Origin of the sequence: Mycobacterium sp. pR1184 (genome assembly GCF_041287235.1) — a bacterium.
Lineage (GTDB): Bacteria > Actinomycetota > Actinomycetes > Mycobacteriales > Mycobacteriaceae > Mycobacterium.
Map to the genome: position 1 here is coordinate 262,666 of NZ_JBGGKR010000001.1, position 18,639 is coordinate 281,304.

The following is an 18,639-nucleotide window of genomic DNA, read 5'->3' on the forward strand; positions in this document are numbered from 1 at the left end:
CATGTCCGGTGATCTGGTCACGGTGGTGCTGCCGTGTCTGAACGAGGAGGAGTCGTTGCCGGCGGTGCTGGCGGCCATCCCCGCCGGCTATCGAGCACTGGTCGTGGACAACAACAGCACCGATGACACCGCGGCCGTCGCCGCCCGACACGGCGCTGACGTCGTCGCCGAACCGCGGCCCGGGTACGGCTCGGCGGTGCATGCCGGCGTGGTCGCCGCGACGACTCCGATCGTGGCGGTCATCGACGCCGACGGCTCGATGGATGCCGGCGATTTGCCGCGGCTGGTCGCCGCGCTCGAGCAGGGCGCGGATCTGGCGATTGGCCGGCGGCGGCCCGTTGTCGGGCTGCACTGGCCGTGGGTCGCGCGGGTGGGCACCGTGGTGATGAGCTGGCGGCTGCGCACCCGTCACGGCCTGCCGGTCCACGACATCGCGCCGATGCGGGTCGCGCGCCGGGATGCGCTGCTGGGTCTCGGGGTCGTCGATCGACGCTCCGGGTATCCGCTGGAGTTGCTGGTGCGCGCCGCAGCGGCCGGCTGGCGTGTCGTCGAGCTCGACGTCCGCTACGGACCCCGCACCGGTGGCAAGTCGAAGGTCAGCGGATCACTGCGGGGCAGCATCACCGCGATCCTGGACTTCTGGAAAGTCATTTCATGATCCCGGTGACACTGCTGGTCGTCGCCAAGGCGCCGGAGCCCGGCCTGGCCAAGACCCGGCTGGCCGCCTCGGTCGGCGATCAGGTCGCGGCTGAGATTGCCGCGGCGGCGTTGCTGGACACGCTCGACGCGGTGGCGGCCGCGGCGGTGAGCTCGCGGGTGGTGGCGCTGACCGGCGACCTGGATGCGGCCGCCGGCGCGGCGCAGATCCGGCAGCGGCTCGAGTCGTTCACGGTGATCGAGCAACGCGGTGACGACTTCGCCGACCGGCTGGCCAATGCCCACACCGACGCGGCCAACGGCTGCCCGGTGCTGCAGATCGGCATGGACACCCCGCAGGTGACGGCCGAGCTGTTGACCGACTGTGCGCGCAGGCTGCTAAGTGTGCCGGCTGTGCTCGGACCCGCCGACGACGGTGGTTGGTGGGTGCTCGGCGTGCAGAACCCAGCGATGGCCGAATGCCTGCGCGCCGTGCCGATGTCTCAACCCGACACCGGCGAGCTCACACGAAAAGCGCTGCAAGACAATGCTATTGATGTTGCGCTGGTGCAGCGGCTGAGCGATTTCGACGTCGTTGCCGACGTCGCCGCGGTACGAGAGGTCTGCGGGCCGGCCAGTCGTTTCGCGCGGGCGACTCGCGCGGCCGGACTGTAGGCCGCTCGCCTCCACCGCGACCGCTCGAGTGTGAACGCAAGCACTCGAGTGTGCATCCTGGGCGGGAATTCGGCACATTTCCCGCCGCCACCGCACACTCAAGATCATTGCCGCACGATCAAAGTCGTTGCCGCACGGGCGAAGTCACGCCTGGCCCGTTGTCTAGTGCTTATCGGTTTAACCCTTCCCGCCACTTCCTTCCTCAAGCTGTTTCGGGCAGTACGACTTCGCGGAGATCGTCGCGAACTGGGCGGCGCCGCTGGTGGTCAGCGCCGGATTGTTGGCCTTGAGGTCGTTGAGCAGCTGCAGGCCGGATACGCCGCGAGAGATCAACCCGCACACCGATTTTCCGGCCGCTATCGCTTGGCCAGGGTCCTGAAAGCTGATACCCACCGCATTCAGGTCCGCCAGGAAGACTTCGTTGTTGTCGTCGACGGCCGCCTCATCGACGCCGGATTCGGCAGACGCGGGCAGCGCGACGACGAATCCCATCGAGATGCCGAGAACGGCTAGCAACAGTTTCATGACTCCTCCATCTGCGGTGCTGATGTTCCTGCGCTGCACGGGATTTCCCGCCACTATCCGAGTTTGGATTCGGTCGAAATGCTCGGGGTCCCTGCATCGTCGGTGACGTGCACCGCGTGGACGCCGGGCGTGGTCGTCAGTCTGGCAACCAGGTCGTCGAGCCCGGCTTCGTCGACACTCCAGTGCTGCACCTGGTCGGGCTGTTCCTGCAGTTGCGCGATGACGCGGTCGAGTTTGACCGGACCCACGCGGCGCTCGCCGGTGATCGCGCGGGCCTGGATGCCGGTTGAGCTGACGACGCGGGAAACCGGGCTGCCCAGCGCACCACCGGACAGACTGCCCAGGGTCGCCTCGTTGATCAGGCCGGCATCCAGGCTCGCGGGAGCCGCTGCCACGCTGGCCGGCAGTGCGGTCGAGGTCAGCCTGATCGCCGGAGTGGCGGTCGCCCAGCTCGGCGGAACTGACATCGATCCCACCGTCGGCGCGCCGCCCAGCACCGCCGACACCGGCCGCACCGCGCCGACGGCGGCAAGATGCCCGGGCGACGCCAGACCGGCGCCCAGCGACGACTTGGCCATCGCGGCACTCCATGGCGCGTAGATGAAGAAGTTCTTCCACTGCGAAACACCAAGGCCGATACTGGCATTGACGACGTTGGTCCACGTGCCCTGACTGCCGATCGACGAAATGGCCGAGTACAGCGCCTCCCACATCGGTGCAACATCCGAGCTCCCCGTCACTCCCGTGATCAGTTGCTGCCAAAATGTCGCGTACTGGCCCGTGAGCGAGTTGATGTAGTTCTCCAGCTCTGTCAGCCATGACGACAACGACTGCGGCGGAGCCGCGGCCGCCGCGGCCGCTTGAGTCGCCTGCGCGGTCGCGTTGGTGGTTTGCGGCGCCTCGCGAAACGCCGTCAGCTCACCGGCGGATTCCGAGGCACTCGCGTAGCCGAACATCACCTCGACGTCCTGAGCCCACATCTCGCCGTATTCGGCTTGGTTGGCTGCGATTTCACCGTTGTTCTGGCCGAGGATATTGGTCGCCAACAGCTCTTGCAGCTCGAGACGATTCTCGATGATCAGCGCCGGCGGCACGGCCGCTGCCAACGCGGCCTCGTAGGCCCGCGCCGCGGCCAGCACCTGGGACGCGGCCTCCTCGGCCTGAGCCGCCGTGGTCGATGTCCACGTCACATACGGTGCCGCTGCCGCCGCCATGGCCTCCGACGACGGACCCGCCCACGACTCGCCGACCAGTTCCGAAATCACCGAACTGTACGAGGCCGCGGTGGAATGCAACTCGGCGGCCAGCGCCTCCCACGCCGCGGCGGCGGCCAAAAAGGACCCCGAACCCGGGCCCGAGTAGAGCAGACCGGAGATCACCTCCGGTGGCTGCACTGCGAAATCCGCGAAAACCATTGCCGTGACTCTCCTTATTTCGCGTTCGGCGGGATCACGATGACCGTCGAGGTCGTCGCGATGTCGTCGAGTGCCACCGCGCCGGGAACACGCACGGCGGGCGCAACGGCACGGGTGGCAGCCCCGCCCACAGCGCGCCCGGCCAGGCTGGATAGGGCCGTCGGAGCGAACATGCCGTCGTTGGCGGCCACCGCAGGAGCCGCCTCGAGCATAGTCTCGGGCAGTTCGGCGGCGACCGTTCTGATCGCCGGAACGGCCGACGCCCAATTTGCCGGCACCGACAGCGCGCCGACCGTGCCGGCACGACCCGCCGCGGCCGCCACCGCCCCCGCCGGGTGCAGGGCGCCGGCCCCGGTCAGCAGGTCGCTGTGCAGCAACGGCGCCAACACCCCGAGCAGCGGTTTGGGGTGCAGCAGCGGGCCAATGCCTTGGATACCCGTGCCCACCGACGGGATGCTGATCGCGACCTGGTACCAGTTCCTGAACAGGCCCGCAATCCCGAGCGGGTTGTACGGCCCGGCCACGAAGTTGGTCATGAAGCCGTTGAACGTCTTCAGAATCCCCGTGATGTCCTTGATGCCCAACGGGACCTCGGCCGCTGCCGCGTTCGCGGTGGCGTTCGCGGCGAGGGCTTGCACCGCGGCGGGCGCCTGAGCCGATGCTTGTGACAGCGCCGATTCCACATCGGAGGCAGCCGACGACTCGGCGGCGGCGGCGACCGCGGCCGACTGGTCGACCGTCCCGCTGCCGTTTGTCGTCGTTGGCGCAGCGGCAAACGGAGTCAGCCGGGTCGCAACCTCGGAGGCCGCGGCGTAGCCGTACATTGCGCCGGCGTCTTGGGCCCACATCTCGGCGTACTGAGCCTCGGTGGTCGCGATCGCCGCCGTGTTCTGACCCAAGATGTTCGTCGCGATCAGCGCCGCCAACAACGCCCGATTGGCCGCGACCACCTGGGGCGGGACGGTAGCCGCGAAGGCGGCCTCGAACGCGGCGGCCGCGGCCTTGGCTTGCAGTGCCGTCTGCTCGGCTTGTGCGGCAGTGCTTTCCAGCCACGCGATGTACGGCGTTGCGGCCGACAACATCGACGTCGCCGAGGGCCCAAGCCAACCGCTGAGCAGCTCTGCGATCACGGACCCGTAAGCTGCTGCCGTTGAACGTAATTCGCTGGCCAACCCATCCCAGGCCGTTCCGGCGACCAACAGCGGCGCCGACCCCGGCCCAGAGTAGATCTTGCCGGAGTTGATCTCCGGAGGTAACGCTCCGAAATCCATTGCCTTCCCTCCGCCGGCCCCCTGATCGCCGACATTGCACGCGTGTCTTCGCCGACATCGTTGAACGTCAACAACATTGAGCGACTTAAACCATCGCCAGTCGATCACCGCGATTGGTCGTCAGTCATTGAGCTGCTCTCGTGGCCAGTACGCTAGCCAGCCCTGGCGGAAAACTTGGCCGCTACTATGGCCGTCGCGACGGTGCCTGGATCCGGGTCCAGACGCGACCGCCGGCCGGCGTAGGCGCCGATGAACCCCGTCTACCTCGCGTTAACGCCGAAGCTCGACAGGGTGAACACATATAAAACACACACTCGACGTATAGCGGCCGACGATGTCGTTAATTTAAATCTCCCGACCAATAATTCGAGTCGTCACCAGCAAACGCGTCAAGCGGTTGGTGCGCACCCCACTGTGGCCGTAGATCCGACACGCGCCACGCGACGCTGCGCGCCCGCTAAGGCCAGTTGACCGGGGCGATAGACGGGCCACGCAGGGCACGAGATCGGCACTACACCGGCCGGTGGGGCCGACTGACCGGCTCGGCGTTGGTTAACTGCCGGAGAGCCTCAGTCGCGCCGGCTCAACACCACCGCGCGCCCGGCGATCCCGACGGCGAAAACCGCCAGCCCCGCGGCCGCCGATTCCCACGGCAAGGTGGCGACCAGCAGCAGGCACCCGGCCAGGCCGACACTGTTCACCAGCCGGCGCCGGCGCAAGGTATATGCAGCGGCGTTGGCGATCGCGTAGTAGATCAGCACCCCGAACGACGAAAAGCCGATGACACCACGCAGATCCACCGCACTCACCAGAACGCAGACCACCACGCCGATCGCGATCTCGGCGTGGTGTGGCACCCGGTGTTGCGAGTGCACCGCCGCCAGCCAGGCCGGCAGATCCCGGTGCCGGGCCATCGCCAGGGTGGTGCGTCCCAGTCCGGCGATCAGCGCCAGCAGCGCGCCGAGGCTGGCCAACGCGGCCCCGATCGAGATCACCGGAACCAATTCTGGGGCGCCGGCCGCGCGCACCGCCTCGGCCAGTGGGGCAACGGCATTCGCGAGCCGCGCGGGTCCCGCGGCCAGTAGTGCGGCCACCCCGACAACCAGGTAGATCACCACCGCGATCGCCAAGGCAACCGAGATCGCGCGGGGGATGGTGTGGGCCGGGTCGCGAACCTCCTCACCCATCGTCGCGATCCGGGCATACCCGGCGAACGCGAAGAACAGCAGCCCCGCCGACTGCAGCACCCCGTAAATCGAGCCGGTGAACCACGAGCCGCTCAGCTGCGCGAGATCCGGCTTGCTCATCGCGATGCCGATGACCACGGCGGCCAACGCAATCAGGGTGCACACCAACAGAATTCGGGCCAGCATCGCGGTCTTGGTGACGCCGCGGTAGTTCAGGGTGGTCAGCAGGACCACGGCGGCGATCCCGACGATTCGCTGCTGCCACACCTGCGCCCCGGGAACCGCGTAGGCGGCGACGGTGAGTGCCATCGCCGCGCACGAGGCCGTCTTGCCGATCACGAATCCCCATCCCGCGATGAAGCCCCACCACGGGCCGAGGCGTTCCCGGCCGTAGATGTACGTCCCGCCCGACGTCGGATATTCCGCGGCCAGTTGGGCGGATGAGGTGGCATTGCAGTAGGCGATCACCGCGGCCAGCGCCAGCCCGATCAGCAGACCCGCGCCCGCGGCGCGCGCGGCCGGGCCGAACGCGGCGAACACCCCGGCCCCGATCATTGAACCCAGTCCGATGACGACCGCGTCGGTGGTGTTGAGTCGGCGCGCCAGTTCGGGTTGATCTTCCATGTCCGCCTACCAGTGGGTGACCATGACGGTATTGACCAGAAGTGCGCCGGCCGCGTTGATCGCCAGCCACATGCGGTGCGACCGCACCGCCAGCAGCGCGGGCGCAGCGGTGAGCCAGATCGTGAACGGCAACCAGATCCGTTCCACCTCGGCCTTACTCAGCATGCTCAGATCGGCGCAGACGATCGCGGCCAGCATGGCCAGCAACAGCAGATGAAAGCCGCAGCGGCGGCGGATGGCGGCGCCGTCGAACACCCGGGTGATGCCCGCGACACCGCCGAGACCGATCGCGCACACCACGCAGGCCAGATTAGCCCACCACCAATACTGAAACGGTCGGTCGTGGGCGATCCCCTGCCAATAGCGTTGCTGGACAAGGGTATAACCGTCGAACCAGTAGAACCCGGCGACGGCGAAGCCCACCGCGACCGCCAACGCGGTCACGGTGGCCGGGCCCAGTGCCCGCAGCGCCCGGCGAAAATCCTTGGCCGAAACCAGCACCGCCGCGGCGGGAAGGCCTAGCAGCGCCAAGCCGTAACTGAGGAAGACGCACCAGCCGAGTAGCAGCCCGGCGGCAGCGGCGATCAGCGCCGGGAAGCGAACTTGTCGGTGCACGGCCACGGCCAGGAGAGCGATGCCCCACGCCGCGACGCCGGCGAAGTAGCCGTCGGCCGAGACCGCCACCCAGATCGCCGTCGGTGCTATCGCGACGAACGGTGCGGCCAGCCGCGCGGTCTGCTCGTCGGCCACAGCGCGGATGGCGATCAGCACGGCCGCCGCCGCGCTGGAGCCGACCAGCAGGCACAGCAGGCCCGCCCACGCGCCGCCGTGCAGGCCGAGGCGGTCCAGCCAGACGAACGACAGGAGCGCGCCCGGCGGGTGCCCGGACACATGGGTGATCCAGGAGTTGGGCTGGTAGTCGAGAATCCGAGTGGTAAACGTGCGCACCGTCGCCGGAATGTCGGAGATGCTGGGCACCTGGGTCACATATTCGTCCCTGGTGGTCAACCGCCCCGCGAAACCCCGCTGCCAGCCGTCGATCATGGCCAGCGCGAATGCCCACCCGCAGGCCACCGCCCAGCCGCCCAGCGTCAGCGTCCGCCACGAAATGCGTTGTGCGACAACGGGTCCCCACACCACTGCGGCAACCGCGAGCAGCATTGCCGGACCGGTTCCCCAGCTGGCGTGCAGCTCCCATGCGCCGAACAACGGTTCCGACTCGGCGTTGGTGGCGAAGCGCTCCGGACCCAGGTCGAGGCGGGGCCGCACGCCCCAATCCAGCGACGGCAGCACCACCGCGGCGGCAACCAGGCCGGCACCGGCCGCGACGGCCAGCACTTCCCGACGGGCAACCCTCACGATCGACCAGACTCATGATCGGTGCCGAACCGGCGCACCAGCGCCGACCGGTCTACCTTGCCGATGCCGCGGCGGGGCAACACATCGACGATGTGTAACTCGCGCGGGGCGGCGGTGCTGTCCAGGGTGCTGGCCACATGTGCGCGCAGCGCGTCCAGCGTCGGCGGTCCGAAACCGTCACGCACCACGATCGCCGCGACCACCCGCTGGCCCAACCGGTCGTCGGCGACACCGAACACCGCGCAGTCGCCGACCGCGGGGTGGGTGCACAGCGCGGCCTCGACCGGTTGCGGCAGCACGGTCAGCCCGCCCGTGCTGATCGCGTCGTCGGCGCGGCCCAGCACGGTCAGCACACCGGAGTCGATAGTGCCCAGGTCGTCGGTGCGGAACCAGCCCGGCTCGGCGAACGGGTCCGGATCAACCGGGTTGCGATAGCCCTTAGCCACGGTGGCGCCGCCGATTACGATGCGCCCGTCGTCCACCCGCAGCTGTACGCCGTCCAGTGCGACGCCGTCGTATACGCAGCCGCCAGCGGTCTCGCTCATCCCGTAGGTGCACACCACCGCAATTCCCGCGGCCGCCGCGGCGTCGAGCACCGGCCGGGGTGCGGGCCCGCCGCCCAGCAGTACGGCGTCCAATTCGGCGAGCGCGGCCGCTGCCGCGGGATCGGCCAATGCCTTGGCCAGTTGGGCGGCGACCAGCGACGTATATCGTCGGCCGGTGCTCAATGTGCTTACCGCACGCGGCAATTCGGCGGCATCGAACCCGCGGGAGACATCCAGCTCGACGGGCGCCGAACCGGACAGCAGACTGCGCACCAGCACCTGGATGCCGGCGATGTGATACGGCGGCAGCGCCAACAGCCAGCTGCCCGGCCCGCCGAGACGGTCATGGGTGGCGGTTGCGCTGGCGGCCAGGGCCGCGGCAGTAAGCAAGGCGCCCTTGGGTTTTCCGGTGGTGCCCGACGTCGTCACAACCAACGCCACGTCGTCGTCGACGGCTTCGCCTACCCGTAACGCGCCCAACTCGCAATTCGGTGGCGCTGCAACAAAAGCCGAGTCACGACCGGCCAGCACCCGCTCCAAAGCGGGCAGCAACGCTGCGGCAGCGGAGCCGGGCGAGACGAACAGCGCACGCAGAACAGCTATGCGTGCGCTCCGCCATCGAGGTCGTCGACGTCGTCGTCGTGCGGGTCGTCCAGCGGCCAGCCCTGAGCCTCCAGCCGCGCCCGCACCCGCTCGATGTCCTCGGGCGACGGCAACTCGTCGGTGAGCTTGCTGATCATCACGCCGATGTCGATGTTGTCGAAATCGCCGCGTTCCATCAGCGCGTTGGCCACGAGCCTGACCTCGTCGTTGGACAGTCGGTTGGCCAGCAGCGCCAGCAGGGCGAAGGTGTCCGTCGGGGGAATGCCCTCCGGATAGCCCGCGCGCAACCACGAGACAACCGAGGTAAGGAATCGGTTCATTCGATCAACTCCGCCCGGGGGCTCGGTAGTTCGGTGGACGACGATTCGATGTTACTTAAGCTTGGCCCCTAGGAAGGGGTACCCGGTGTGGTGCGCAATGAAATCGCGCGCGATGAACAACACACCGACGATGATCACGGTCACCACCAGTGCGTAGATCAACCAGGCCAGAGCGGACAGCATCGGGTTGGGCTGCGACGTGGAGCCGTCGGCGCCGGCGTGACCGGAGCCGAGCGCCTGCAGCCGGATCCCGACGGCGAACAGCCCGGGCAGGAAGGCGCCGGCCAGCATGCTGAAGAGCAGGATCTTCAGGGTTGCTTCGTAGTTGAACCACTCGCTCAGTTGACTCATCGGACGCTACCCCACACTCACGTCGTCGGAACCGGCCGTGGCGCCTACCTTGGCCCCACCGGACGGCTTGGTCTCGTCGAGGCCGGCGGTCAGGTCGCCCTGCCATTCGTCGTTGACGTTGTGCTGGTCGACCTTGTTCTTGCGAGACCGGATGTAGATGGCGGCCGAGGTGGCGACCAGGAGCCCGAAGCCGACGACGGCGCCGGGGTATCCACCGATGTAGTGGACGATCCAGTAGGTGACCGCGCCGACCAGGCCGGCCAGCGGAAGCGTCACCACCCAGGCAACGGCCATCCGGCCGGCGACACCCCAGCGGACCTCGCCGCCGGGCTTGCCCAGTCCGCTGCCCATCACCGAGCCGGTGCAGACCTGGGTGGTCGACAGCGCGTAGCCGAAGTGGGCGGACAGCAGAATCACTGCGGCAGAGGACGATTCGGCGGCCATCCCCTGCGGCGACGTGATCTCGACGAGTCCCTTGCCCAGCGTGCGGATGATCCGCCAGCCGCCCAGGTAGGTGCCCGTGGCCATCGCGATGGCGCAACAGACGATGACCCACATCGGCGGGACCGCGGCGCTCTTGCTGACCGAGCCGTAGGACATCAGGGCCAGGAAGATGATGCCCATCGTCTTCTGGGCGTCGTTGGTGCCGTGCGCCAGCGAGACCAGCGACGCCGAGCCGATCTGGCCGCGCCGGAACCCGGCTTCGGTGCGCTCCTTCCCCAGGCCCCGGGTGATCCGGAAGACCGCCCAGGTCGCGCAGGCCCCGACCAACAGGGCCACGAACACCGACACGACGGCCGGGATGATCGCCTTGGACATCACGCCCGACCAGATCACCCCGTGCGCGCCGACCGCCGCGATCGTGGCACCGATGATGCCTCCGATCAGCGCGTGCGACGAGCTCGAGGGGATACCGAGAAGCCAGGTCAGCAGGTTCCAGACGACGCCGCCGACCAGGCCGGCGAACACCAGTTCCAGCGAGACGATGCTGGAATCGATGAGGCCCTTGGCGATGGTGGCCGCAACGGTGGTCGACAGGAACGCGCCCACCAGGTTGAGCACCGCGGAGAGCGCGACGGCTGTTTTGGGCTTCAGCGCGCCACTGGCGATCGAGGTCGCCATCGCGTTCGCGGTGTCATGGAAGCCGTTGGTGAAATCGAATGCCAATGCCGTGACTACGACAATGATTAGGAGGAACAGTTGTATGTCCACAGCGCCTGATTCTGGTGGTAGGGGGATTAAATTGTCGAATGCTGGCACGGGTGAAACTCAGGTAATTTATGAACCGTCGCCAGATGTTACCTGTCAGTTAACCGGTCGTTCCCTGCTGTTCACCTCGGGTGTCGCGACGTAACGGGTGCTCGCCCGGGACCTCGACGAAGATGAGCGTAACGCCATCCGGATCGGTCACATGCATCTCTTTGAGACCCCACGGTTCGGTACGTGCCTCGCGGGCAATCGGCACCCCGCGACCGACCAGTTCGGCCTGGGTTGCCTCGATGTCGCGCACCTGCAGCCACAACGCCCCCGGGAAGGGTCCGCGGGAACCGTCGGTATCGCTCCAGCCGGCCAGCTCCAGCAAAGACTGGCCCGCGAAAAACACTGTGCCAGCGCCATAGTCGCGGTAGATGGCCAGGCCGATGTCGTCGCGGTAGAACGTCAACGACCGCTGATAATCAGCCGGCCGAAGCAGCATTCGGCTGAACAGGATCTCCATAGCTCGTGTTTATCACGTCGCCGTTGCGCGTCGGCTCGGCAGCGCGGCCAACGCCAACACTCCGAAGAGGGCGGTCAGCTCCCGTTTTCGCGATTGGGCTGAAGGTTCTGGCGCTGCATCAGGGTGTTCACCCAGCGGGGCCCGATGGTGTCGAGTGCCCGGGCCGCGATCGCCATTCGCGGGGCGATGCGCACTGGCCGGGTGCGGGCAGCGGTGACCATCCACTCGGCGGCTTCTTCTGACGTCAGCGCGGGCAACCCGTCATAGGCCTTCGTCGGCTCGATCATCGGCGTGGCCACCAATGGGTAGTACAGCGTCGTCGAGTGCACGCCGCGCCGGCCCCACTCGGTTTCGGCGACCCGGCTCACCGCGGACAGCGCCGCCTTGGACGCGTTGTACGGAGCGAACAACGGCGACGCCTCCGACAGCACGCCCCAGGTCGAGACGTTGATGATGTGGCCGTCGCCGCGCTCCAGCATTCCCGGCGCGAAACCGCGGATCAGCCGCAGCGGCGCGTAGTAGTTCAGCACCATGGTCCGCTCAACGTCGTGCCAGCGCTCCAGCGACTCGGCCAGCGGCCGGCGGATGGACCGCCCGGCGTTGTTGATCAAGATGTCGATCCCGCCGAGGCGCTTGTCGACGTCGGCGACCAAGGCGTCCACGGCATCCATGTCCGAGACGTCGCAGGAGATGGCGATGGCGTCACCGCCCGCGGCGGTGATCCGCTCGGCCAGCGCCTCCAGCAGTTCCTGGCGCCGGGCGACGACCACGAGCGTCGCGCCGTGCTCGGCCAACCGTTCGGCGCCGGCTTCGCCTATACCCGACGAGGCGCCGGTCAACAGGATGCGCTTGCCGGCGAGCTCGATCGGCCTGATCGGCGGGCGGTTGACCAGGATCTGTGGCGCTATCGGGGGCCGCATGGTGGCCAGGACCAGCTGGTCGGTGATACGGCGAAGCGGACTCTTGCTCACGGGACGCGAGTCTAGGTGGGCGCGCCGAGCGTCACGCCAGCGTGGCGTTTGGCCTCGAGCGTCACGCCAGCGTGACCCGCTAGAAGTATCGGGGGAAGGGGCTCCAGTCCGGATCGCGCTTCTGCAGGAACGCGTCACGGCCCTCGACCGCCTCGTCGGTCATGTAGGCCAGCCGGGTGGCCTCGCCCGCGAACAGCTGCTGGCCCACCAGGCCGTCGTCGAGCAAGTTGAACGCGAACTTCAGCATGCGTTGCGCCTGAGGCGATTTGGCGTTGATCTCGCGCGCCCACTGGATAGCTTCGGACTCCAGGTCGGCATGGTCGACGACGGCGTTGACCGCGCCCATGCGGTGCATCTGCTCGGCGGTGTAGGGGCGGCCCAGAAAGAAGATCTCGCGGGCGAACTTCTGGCCGACCTGACGGGCCAGATACGCGCTGCCGTAGCCACCGTCGAAGCTGCCGACGTCGGCGTCGGTTTGCTTGAACCGCGCGTGCTCGCGGCTGGCCAGCGTCAGGTCGCAGACCACGTGCAAGCTGTGCCCGCCGCCGGCGGCCCAGCCGTTGACCAGGCAGATGACCACCTTGGGCATGAACCGGATCAGCCGCTGCACCTCGAGAATGTGCAGCCGGCCGGCGCGGGCGGCGTCGACGGTGTCGGCGGTCTCGCCGGAGGCGTATTGATAGCCCGAGCGCCCGCGGATGCGCTGATCGCCGCCGGAGCAAAACGCCCAGCCGCCGTCCTTCGGGGAGGGGCCGTTGCCGGTCAGCAGCACCACGCCGACGTCGGCGGACATCCGGGCGTGGTCGAGCACCCGGTACAGCTCGTCGACGGTGTGCGGCCGAAACGCGTTGCGCACCTCGGGGCGGTCGAACGCCACCCGGACCGTGGCGTCGTCGACGTGGCGGTGATAGGTGATGTCGGTCAGGTCGCCGAAGCCGTCGACTTCTCGCCAGACCTGCGCATCAAATGGGTTGTCACTCAAGGTTGTTCAACTCCTATACGGGGTCCAGGCGGAACACCGCGCAGCGGCCTGCCAGACGCTCGAACTCGTCGGGACTGCCCTCGGCGACGAGTCCGGCCCGCTTCATGAATCCCACACCCGTGGGCACCTCTTGAGGGAACACGCGCAGAATCGGCCGGGCGTCGGCCGCGGACAACTCCACCATCCGCACCCGCTCGATCCGGCGGCCGCGGGCCACGGTCGCCTGTTCGGCCGCCCGCACGTTGGCCACCCAGTCAGCGCCGGGGAACCCGGCGACGACGTACTGTTTGCCGTCGACGGTCATCGGTGTCACCGGCGTCGCGCGCTCGCGTCCCGATTTGCGTCCCCGCACCGTCAGCACGACAGGGCTTTCGCCGCCGAAATTCACTCCCAGCCGCGACATCTGGATGAAGAGTTTGTTCGCCGGCTTCAGCCACCACGGGGGCTTGATCGGTTTGCCCATGCGACCACAGTAGTCAGGTTTGCGGCGCCTCCAAGAAGCGTTCGACACCGTGCGCCCACGGGTCAGCGCCGGGGGTGGCGACGGCGTCCAGCCTTTTCAGCGCGTCCGCATCCAGCGTGACGTCTGCCGCGCCGATGTTCTCCTTGAGGTGCGCGATCGACTTCGTGCCCGGGATCAGCAAGCTGTTCGGCGCGTGCGCCAGGATCCAGGCCAATCCGACCTGCGACGGCGTGGCGCCGATCTCGCCGGCGATGTCGACGACGACGGGGTTGTCGGTGGCCTTGGGGAAGCCCGGGAACGCCGAGCCCAGCGGGAAATAGGGCACCCAGGCGATGCCCTCGGCCACGCAGACGTCGACCATCTCCTCCTGGGAGCGGTCCAGCAGGCTGTAGGCGTTCTGCACGCACACGATGCCGGCGGGCAGGGCGCGCCGCAGCACGTCGAGCGGCACGCTGCTGATCCCGATCGCGCCGATCTTGCCCTCGTCGCGCAACGCGATCATCTCGGCCAGCTGGTCGTCGAGGTCGACGATCTGGTCGCCGTCGGCGCCCACGGCGGGACCCAGGTCCATCCGCCGCAGGTTGACCACCGGCACGCGGTCCAGGCCGAGTTGGCTCAGGTCGTCCTCGACGGCGGCGCGCAGCTCGGCGGGCCGTTGCGCCGCGGCCAGCGGGATGGGTTGCTCACCGGTGTAGCGCGCGCCGACCTTGCTGACGATGACGAGGTCGTCGGGGTAGGGGGCCAGCGCCGCACGGATGCGCCTGTTCACCTCGCCGGGCCCGTAAAACGATGCGGTGTCGATGTGGTTGACGCCGAGTTCGACGGCGCGACGCAGCACCGCGGCGGCGTCGTCGGGCGAGGTCTCGAACAGCTGCATGGCGCCGTACCCGACGCGGGCGACCGCTGCCGTGCCGATGCTGCCCGGGCCGCCGGGCTGTGGTTTGTCCGTCATGGTGCTCCTTATCCCGTGAGACACTGGAGAATGCGGAGGTCCCTCCGCTTGACCGAGAGTAGCAGAAACGGAGGCCCCTCCGCTTGACTGGCAGCCCCCGGTCCGATGCGCGCCGGAATCGCGAAAAGCTCCTCGCGGTGGCGACGGCCGCATTCGCGACCGCCGACGGGCGGACGGTGTCCCTGGAGTCGATCGCCCGCGATGCGGGCGTCGGGATCGGCACGCTGTATCGGCATTTCCCCAGCCGCGAGGCCTTGGTCGAAGCGGTTTTCCGCGCTGAGCTCGCCGAGGTGGCCGCGGCCGCCGAGCGGCTGCTGGACAGGCACCCGCCCCGAATCGCCCTGCGGCGCTGGATGGACCGCTACGCCGGCTTCGTGGCCGCCAAGCGGGGTATGGCCGAGACGCTGCACGCGATCTTCGACTCCGGCGCCATGCAGCCCAGCCACACCCGCGAAAGCATTACCGGCGCCGTCGACCTGCTGCTGCGGGCGGGCGCAGACGACGGCAGCCTGCGCGACGACGTGCGGGCCGACGACGTAGTCAGCAGCCTGATCGGCATCTTTCTGGCCAGCGGCTCGCCGGAACAGAGCGGCCGCATGCTCGACCTGCTCGTCGCCGGCATCGCTACGTAGGCCGTTCCATCGACCACGAACGTCACGCCAGAGTGACCGCCGGCCGCGAGCGCCACGCTGGCGTGACGCTCGACGGAGAACTCAGCCCACCGAGCGGCCGGCGCCCTCCCAGAACCGCGCGCGCACGGCCTTCTTGTCGGGCTTGCCTAGCGCGGTCACCGGCACCGACTCGACGACGATCACCTGCTTGGGCGACTGCACCGACCCCTTGCGCTCCTTGACCGCCGACTGGATCTCGACGGTCACCTGTGCCACCGACTCCTCGTCGGACGGGTGGTCGGGCCGCAGCACGATCACCGCGGTGACGGCCTCGCCCCACTTCTCGTCCGGGGTGCCGATCACGCACACCTGCGCGACGGCCGGATGCTCGGCGACGACATCCTCGACCTCACGCGGAAACACGTTGAACCCGCCGGTGACGATCATGTCCTTGACCCGGTCGACGATGAACCAGAAGCCGTCTTCGTCCTCGCGGGCCATGTCGCCGGTGTGCAGCCAGCCGTCCTTGAACGTCTTCGCCGTCTCCTCGGGCAGGTTCCAGTACCCGCCGGAAAGCAGCGGCCCGGACACGCAGATCTCACCGACCTCGCCCTGCGGCACGGGGTTGCCGTCGGCGTCCAGCAGTGCGGTGCGGGCGAATAGCGTGGGCCGTCCGCAGGAGGTGAGCCGCTTCTCGTCGTGGTCCTTCTTGGCCAGATACGAGATCACCATCGGCGCCTCGGACTGCCCGTAGTACTGGGCGAAGATCGGCCCGAACCGGCGGATGGCCTCGGCCAGCCGCACCGGGTTCATGGCCGAGGCGCCGTAGTAGACGGTCTCCAGCGAGGACAGGTCGCGGGTGTGCGAGTCGGGATGGTCCATCAGGGCGTAGATCATCGACGGCACCAGCATGGTCGCGGTGATCTTCTGCTCCTCGATCACCCGCAGCACCTCGGCCGGATCGAACTTGGTCAGCACCACCAGCTCGCCGCCCTTGATGATGGTCGGCACGAAGAACGCCGCCCCGGCGTGCGAGAGCGGGGTGCACATCAAGAAGCGCGGGTTTTCGGGCCACTCCCACTCGGCGAGCTGGATCGTCGTCATCGTGGTGATCGACTGCGCGGTGCCCAGCACGCCCTTGGGCTTGCCGGTGGTGCCGCCGGTGTAGGCCATCCCGCCGATGTGGTCGGGCGGAAGGTCGGCGGCCACCAACGGCTTCGGCGAATACTTCGCAGCCTCGGCCACCAGGTCCACCGCGGAATCGCCCAACGCCTCGGGGACCGGGCCGATGGTCAGGACCTGCTTGAGGCCGGGCACCTTGTCCAGCAGGCCCAGCGCGCGCTCGACGAACATCGGGTTGGGGTCGATGATCAGCGACGTCACGCCGGCGTCGCCCAGCACGTAGGCGTGGTCGTCCAGCGAGCCCAGCGGGTGCAGCGCCACGCGCCGATAGCCCTGGGTCTGCCCGGCGCCGATGATCATCAGCACCTCGGGCCGATTCAGCGACAGCAACCCGACGGTCGCGCCGGTGCCCGCACCGAGCGCCTCGAACGCCTGGATGTATTGGCTGATGCGCTCGGCGAGCTGTCCACCGGTCAGCGTGGTGTCGCCGAGATGCAGCACCGGCTTGTCCTTATTGCGCTTGAGCGCACCGACTGTCAGGTGTCCGGAATGAATGGGATGGCGCAACAGATCGTCACTCATGGGGCAAGACTAGAACGTGTTGCAATTCTTGTCTGCCACCCCCTCGGCGGGCGGCGGCAGCACTAGGCTTTCTGCCCATGGCGCAGGCAGATCTCGTCGTTACCGGAACCATCCTCACCGTCGATGACGCGAAGCCCACCGCAGCGGCGGTCGCCATCGCCGATGGCCGCATCGTCGCCGTCGGCGACCGGTCCGAGGTCGAGGCGCTCATCGGCCCGGCCACCGAGACGATCGACATCGGTGACGGCTGCGCGATGCCGGGATTCATTGAGGCGCACGGACATCCGCTGATGGAGGCCGTCGCGCTGTCGGACCGGATCGTCGACATCCGACCGGTCACCCTCCCCGGGCCCGACGACGTCGTCTCCGCGATCCATCGCGAGGTCGCCCGGCGTGGATCGACGGGCGCCTACCTGAACGGCTGGGACGCACTGCTGCAGTCCGGCCTGCCCGCCCCGACGCTGGCGTGGCTGGACGACATCGCCCCGGACGGTCCGCTGGTGATCATCCACAACTCCGGGCACAAGGCGTACTTCAACTCGCATGCCGCGCGGCAGGGCGGGCTGACCCGCGACACCCCCGACCCCAAGGGCGCCAAGTACGGCCGTGATGCCAACGGCGACTTGGACGGCACCGCCGAGGAGATCGCCGCGGTGTTCCCGCTACTCGGCGGCGCCATCTCGGCCGACAGCTACCCGGCGATGTTGCTGGCCGAGTGCGCCCGGCTCAACCGGGCCGGGCTGACCACCTGCTCGGAGATGGCGTTCGACCCGAACTTCGGGCCGATGGTGGCGCAGTTGCACGACCGGTTGACGGTCCGGCTGCGCACCTACGAGGTCTCCAACCCGAAGATGGCCACCGCCGCCACACCCGGCCAGGGCGACGACATGGTGCGCCAGGTCGGCATCAAGATCTGGGTGGACGGCTCGCCGTGGATCGGCAATATCGCGCTGTCCTTTCCCTACCTGGACACCGAGGCCACCCGCACCATCGGCATCCCGCCGGGTTCCTGCGGCTGCGCCAACTACACCCCTGAGCAACTGCGCGAGATCGTCGGCGCCTACTACCCGCTGGGCTGGCAGATGGCCTGCCACGTGCAGGGCGATGCCGGCGTGGACACCATCCTCGACGTCTATGAGGAGGCCCTCAAGCGCAACCCCCGCGACGACCACCGGCTGCGCCTCGAGCACGTCGGCGCCATCCGGCCCGAGCAACTGCAGCGCGCCCACGACCTCGGCGTGACCTGCAGCATCTTCGTCGACCAGATCCACTACTGGGGCGACGTCATCGTCGATGGGCTGTTCGGCGAGGAGCGCGGATCCCGTTGGATGCCGGCAGGATCCGCGGTAGCCACCGGGATGCGCATCTCGCTGCACAACGACCCGCCCGTCACGCCCGAGGAGCCGCTGCGCAACATCAGCGTGGCCGTGACCCGCACGGCGCCCAGCGGCCGGGTGCTGGGCCCCGAGGAGCGCCTGACGGTCGAGCAGGCGATTCGGGCGCAGACCATCGACGCCGCCTGGCAGCTGTTCGCCGACGACGTCGTCGGCTCGCTCGAGGTCGGCAAGTACGCGGACCTGGTGGTGCTGTCGGCCGATCCCCGCACGGTGCCGCCCGAGCAGATCGCCGATCTCGACGTGCGGGCGACGTATCTGGCGGGCCGCCAGGTCTACAGCCGGTGAGGCCCCCTTTAGGCGATCTACTGGAGCGCCTGCACGTGGTGGCGCT

The 18,639-nt window shown here is 68.4% G+C and carries 19 protein-coding genes; 4 read left to right on the forward strand and 15 right to left on the reverse strand.

Annotation, left to right across the window (positions count from 1 at the left end; genetic code table 11):
- Position 1 precedes the first annotated feature (1 nt).
- Both ACAG21_RS01340 and ACAG21_RS01345 read left to right on the forward strand, forming a co-directional pair.
- Positions 2-658 (forward strand): glycosyltransferase family 2 protein, encoded by a 657-nt coding sequence (locus tag ACAG21_RS01340; protein WP_370494268.1) that lies wholly within the window; start codon positions 2-4, stop codon positions 656-658.
- The gene (locus ACAG21_RS01345) at positions 655-1,311 is read left to right on the forward strand and encodes a DUF2064 domain-containing protein (protein ID WP_370494269.1); all 657 of its coding nucleotides are present in this window, start codon (positions 655-657) and stop codon (positions 1,309-1,311) included. Before ACAG21_RS01340 ends, ACAG21_RS01345 begins: the two co-directional genes overlap by 4 nt.
- 177 nt (positions 1,312-1,488) lie before the next feature.
- Here ACAG21_RS01345 and ACAG21_RS01350 read toward each other — a convergent pair whose 3' ends face one another.
- From ACAG21_RS01350 to ACAG21_RS01415, 14 genes are all read right to left on the reverse strand, one after another.
- A complete protein-coding gene (locus ACAG21_RS01350; RefSeq protein ID WP_370494270.1) occupies positions 1,489-1,836 on the reverse strand; it encodes a DUF732 domain-containing protein in 348 nt (115 codons plus the stop codon).
- 53 nt (positions 1,837-1,889) lie between these two features.
- Positions 1,890-3,251 carry a PPE family protein gene (locus ACAG21_RS01355; protein WP_370494271.1) on the reverse strand — a complete coding sequence of 454 codons (1,362 nt, stop codon included), beginning with the start codon at positions 3,249-3,251 and terminating at the stop codon, positions 1,890-1,892.
- Positions 3,252-3,265: 14 nt separating this feature from the next.
- Positions 3,266-4,522: a PPE family protein gene (locus ACAG21_RS01360; RefSeq protein WP_370494272.1), complete on the reverse strand. Its 1,257-nt coding sequence runs from the start codon at positions 4,520-4,522 to the stop codon at positions 3,266-3,268.
- A 569-nt stretch (positions 4,523-5,091) separates the two neighbouring features.
- A complete protein-coding gene (locus tag ACAG21_RS01365; RefSeq protein WP_370494273.1) occupies positions 5,092-6,333 on the reverse strand; it encodes an APC family permease in 1,242 nt (413 codons plus the stop codon).
- A 6-nt stretch (positions 6,334-6,339) separates the two neighbouring features.
- Positions 6,340-7,692: a hypothetical protein gene (locus ACAG21_RS01370; protein ID WP_370494274.1), complete on the reverse strand. Its 1,353-nt coding sequence runs from the start codon at positions 7,690-7,692 to the stop codon at positions 6,340-6,342.
- Positions 7,689-8,768 (reverse strand): o-succinylbenzoate--CoA ligase, encoded by a 1,080-nt coding sequence (menE, locus tag ACAG21_RS01375; protein ID WP_370494530.1) that lies wholly within the window; start codon positions 8,766-8,768, stop codon positions 7,689-7,691. Before menE ends, ACAG21_RS01370 begins: the two co-directional genes overlap by 4 nt.
- Positions 8,769-8,836: 68 nt before the next feature.
- Complete coding sequence (locus tag ACAG21_RS01380; RefSeq protein WP_370494275.1) at positions 8,837-9,160, reverse strand: DUF3349 domain-containing protein; 324 nt, start codon at positions 9,158-9,160, stop codon at positions 8,837-8,839.
- Positions 9,161-9,211: 51 nt separating this feature from the next.
- Positions 9,212-9,511: a hypothetical protein gene (locus ACAG21_RS01385; protein WP_165796297.1), complete on the reverse strand. Its 300-nt coding sequence runs from the start codon at positions 9,509-9,511 to the stop codon at positions 9,212-9,214.
- A 6-nt stretch (positions 9,512-9,517) separates the two neighbouring features.
- Complete coding sequence (locus tag ACAG21_RS01390; RefSeq protein ID WP_370494276.1) at positions 9,518-10,723, reverse strand: anion permease; 1,206 nt, start codon at positions 10,721-10,723, stop codon at positions 9,518-9,520.
- Between the two features lie 97 nt (positions 10,724-10,820).
- The gene (locus ACAG21_RS01395; protein ID WP_370494277.1) at positions 10,821-11,228 is read right to left on the reverse strand and encodes a VOC family protein; all 408 of its coding nucleotides are present in this window, start codon (positions 11,226-11,228) and stop codon (positions 10,821-10,823) included.
- A gap of 74 nt (positions 11,229-11,302) precedes the next feature.
- A complete protein-coding gene (locus ACAG21_RS01400; RefSeq protein WP_370494278.1) occupies positions 11,303-12,199 on the reverse strand; it encodes an SDR family oxidoreductase in 897 nt (298 codons plus the stop codon).
- Between the two features lie 79 nt (positions 12,200-12,278).
- Positions 12,279-13,181 carry a 1,4-dihydroxy-2-naphthoyl-CoA synthase gene (locus ACAG21_RS01405; protein ID WP_370494279.1) on the reverse strand — a complete coding sequence of 301 codons (903 nt, stop codon included), beginning with the start codon at positions 13,179-13,181 and terminating at the stop codon, positions 12,279-12,281.
- A gap of 13 nt (positions 13,182-13,194) precedes the next feature.
- Positions 13,195-13,644, reverse strand: coding sequence for a nitroreductase family deazaflavin-dependent oxidoreductase (locus ACAG21_RS01410; RefSeq protein WP_370494280.1), 450 nt, complete (start codon positions 13,642-13,644; stop codon positions 13,195-13,197).
- A gap of 13 nt (positions 13,645-13,657) precedes the next feature.
- A complete protein-coding gene (locus tag ACAG21_RS01415; protein WP_370494281.1) occupies positions 13,658-14,596 on the reverse strand; it encodes an aldo/keto reductase in 939 nt (312 codons plus the stop codon).
- An 83-nt stretch (positions 14,597-14,679) separates the two neighbouring features.
- Here ACAG21_RS01415 and ACAG21_RS01420 point away from each other — a divergent pair, with 83 nt between their 5' ends.
- Positions 14,680-15,228, forward strand: a complete 549-nt coding sequence (locus ACAG21_RS01420; RefSeq protein WP_370494282.1) for a TetR/AcrR family transcriptional regulator — start codon at positions 14,680-14,682, stop codon at positions 15,226-15,228.
- 81 nt (positions 15,229-15,309) lie between these two features.
- On the opposite strand, the gene fadD8 is transcribed toward ACAG21_RS01420, so the two are convergent.
- On the reverse strand, positions 15,310-16,911 hold the full coding sequence (gene fadD8, locus ACAG21_RS01425; protein WP_370494283.1) for a fatty-acid--CoA ligase FadD8: 1,602 nt from the start codon (positions 16,909-16,911) through the stop codon (positions 15,310-15,312).
- Positions 16,912-16,988: 77 nt separating this feature from the next.
- On the opposite strand from fadD8, the gene ACAG21_RS01430 reads away from it, so the two are divergent.
- The gene (locus ACAG21_RS01430; protein ID WP_370494284.1) at positions 16,989-18,593 is read left to right on the forward strand and encodes an amidohydrolase; all 1,605 of its coding nucleotides are present in this window, start codon (positions 16,989-16,991) and stop codon (positions 18,591-18,593) included.
- Positions 18,594-18,639 lie beyond the last annotated feature (46 nt).